Source organism: Streptomyces sp. NPDC002138 (assembly GCF_040296485.1).
In the GTDB taxonomy this organism is placed as follows: domain Bacteria; phylum Actinomycetota; class Actinomycetes; order Streptomycetales; family Streptomycetaceae; genus Streptomyces.
On record NZ_JBEOXE010000157.1, the window covers coordinates 1 to 2,054 of the forward strand.

Annotated in this window: 1 protein-coding gene; it reads left to right on the forward strand. The window is 73.2% G+C overall.

Going from position 1 to position 2,054, the window contains the following annotated elements; translation table 11 throughout:
- Positions 1 to 2,054, forward strand: a 2,054-nt coding sequence (locus ABT084_RS37805; RefSeq protein WP_351054365.1) for a non-ribosomal peptide synthetase, incomplete at both ends; no start/stop codon positions are given.

Below are 2,054 nucleotides of genomic sequence, written 5' to 3' on the forward strand. Positions count from 1 at the left end.
CAGCTGGCGCACTGGACGGCCGAACTGGACGGTCTGCCGGAGGAGATCGCGCTGCCCGCCGACCACTCCCGGCCGGCCCACCCGACCCACCGGGCCCGGATCCACACCGCGCACACCGACCGCACGGTCCACCACAAGCTGGTGACCCACGCGCGCAGCGGGCAGGCCACCTTGTTCCACTCCGTGCACGCGGCCCTCGCGGTGCTGCTGACGCGCAACGGCGCCGGAACCGACCTGCCCATCGGGACGCCCACGGCCGGCCGTACGCACCGTGACCTGGACCAGCTGATCGGGTTCTTCGTCAACACGCTGGTGCTGCGCACGGACACGAGCGGCAACCCGACCCACACCGAGCTGCTGCGTCGCACCCGCGACGTGAACCTCGCGGCGCTCTCCCACCAGGACCTGCCCTTCGAGCGCATCGTCGAGGCGCTCAACCCGCGCCGCGCCCCGCACCGCCACCCGCTGTTCCAGACCATCCTCACCTTCAACAGCGCCGCTGGGGCGGGTGGCGAACCCGCCACGGCCGATGTCGCGTCGGAGAGCGCGGCCAAATTCGACCTGTCCTTCACCGTCACCGAGCACCACACCGCCGACGGCGCTCCGGGCGGCCTGACCGTGACCATCGAGTACGCCGCCGACCTCTTCGAGCCCGCCACCATCGCGCGGCTCGCCGAGCAGTTCCAGCGGATCCTGACCAGCGCCGCCGACCACCCCGACACCCCCCTCCACGACATCGACCTGCTCTCCGAGCACGAGCGCAAGGCCCTGTTCACCGACTGGAACGGCCCCGCACGCGCACTCCCCGGCCGGACCCTGCCCGAGCTGTTCGCCGCCCAGGTCGCCCGCACCCCCGACGCCACCGCCGTCGTCTGCGAGACCGGCGCCCTCAGCTACGCCCAGCTCGACACCGCGGCCAACCGCCTGGCCCGCCACCTCGTGGCCCAGGGGGCGGCGCCCGAGCGGCTCGTCGCGCTGGCCGTGCCGCGCTCGGTGGAGACCCTGGTCGCCGTGCTGGCGGTGGTCAAGTCCGGTGCGGCGTACCTGCCGATCGACCTCACCCACCCGGGCGAGCGGATCGCCTACACGCTGGCCGACGCCCGGCCGCTGTGCGTGCTCACCACCGCCGAGGCGGCCGCCCAGCTGCCCGTCACCGAGCACCCGCGCCTGCTGCTCGACGCTCCGGACACCGCCGCCGCGCTGGCCGCCCTGCCCGCTCACGACCTCACCGACGCCGACCGGTCCGCCCCCCTGTCCCTGCGCAACCCGGCCTACGTGATCTACACCTCGGGCTCCACCGGACGCCCCAAGGGCGTCGTGGTCGAGCACCACTCGCTGGACGCCTACCTGGCCTGGGCCCGGGAGGCCTACGGCAGTGTGGCCGGCCGGGCGCTCGTCCACTCGCCGGTCTCCTTCGACCTCACGGTGACCGGCCTGTTCGCCCCGCTGACCAGCGGCGGCACCGTGCAGCTCATCGAGCTGGACGACGAGAGCCCCACGGCGGGGGAGTTCGACCGCCCGACCTTCGTCAAGGCGACCCCGAGCCACCTGGCCCTGCTGACCGCGCTGCCCGAGCGCTTCTCGCCCAGCGAGCAGCTCGTGCTCGGCGGCGAGTCCCTGATGGGCGAGGTGCTGGACGAGTGGCGGCGGCGCCACCCGGGTGCCACCGTGATCAACGAGTACGGCCCGACCGAGACCACGGTCGGCTGCACCGAATTCCGGATCGCGCCGGGCGACCCCGCGCCCTCCGGTGTGATCACCATCGGGCGCCCGATCTGGAACACCCGGATGTACGTGCTCGACGAGGCCCTGCGGGCGCTCCCGGTCGGCGTCGGCGGCGAACTCTTCATCGCCGGTGACCTGGTGACCCGTGGGTATCTGGGGCGTCCGGGTCTGACGGCCGAGCGGTTCGTGCCGGATCCGTTCGGTGAGCCGGGTGCGCGGATGTACCGCACGGGCGACCTGGGGCGTTGGCAGTACGACGAGCGGGGTGAGGGCCGGCTGGAGTTCCTGGGCCGCACCGATGACCAGATCAAGCTGCGGGGTTTCCGTAT